The organism is Pseudomonas sp. 05T35 (assembly GCF_056396605.1).
In genome coordinates, this window is sequence record NZ_JBFTLU010000913.1 from 1 (window position 1) to 552 (window position 552).

The following is a 552-nucleotide window of genomic DNA, read 5'->3' on the forward strand; positions in this document are numbered from 1 at the left end:
TAACCCCAAGCAATCTGGTTATACTGTGAAGACGACATTCGCCGAAAATTCGCAATTACTCACAAATTTTACCTTAGCCTGATCCGTTACCAGTGAAAGTAACGTTCAGTCTATCTTTCTATCACATACCCAAATTTTTAAAGAACGATTCTGATAAAGATCAGAAATCAATATTCACTCGAATATTCATTTCTGCACTCTAACAATAAGCCAGCGAAAAACAGTAAATGGTGGAGCCAAACGGGATCGAACCGTTGACCTCCTGCGTGCAAGGCAGGCGCTCTCCCAGCTGAGCTATGGCCCCGTAATTGGTGGGTCTGGGCAGATTCGAACTGCCGACCTCACCCTTATCAGGGGTGCGCTCTAACCAACTGAGCTACAGACCCAATCAAGGGATGCTGACCTTATCGTCTTCTTCAATGAATCAAGCAATTCGTGTGGGAGCTTATGCAGCAGCTGATGTCGTCGATTAAGGAGGTGATCCAGCCGCAGGTTCCCCTACGGCTACCTTGTTACGACTTCACCCCAGTCATGAATCACACCGTGGTAACC

General features: G+C 46.9%; 2 tRNA genes and 1 rRNA gene. All 3 read right to left on the reverse strand.

The window, feature by feature from the left end:
* Positions 1 to 228 precede the first annotated feature (228 nt).
* A tRNA-Ala gene (locus AC1DH9_RS30640) sits at positions 229 to 304 on the reverse strand.
* A 5-nt stretch (positions 305 to 309) separates the two neighbouring features.
* Positions 310 to 386: transfer RNA gene (locus AC1DH9_RS30645), tRNA-Ile, on the reverse strand.
* Between the two features lie 84 nt (positions 387 to 470).
* Positions 471 to 552 (reverse strand): 16S ribosomal RNA (locus AC1DH9_RS30650); the annotation flags it as partial.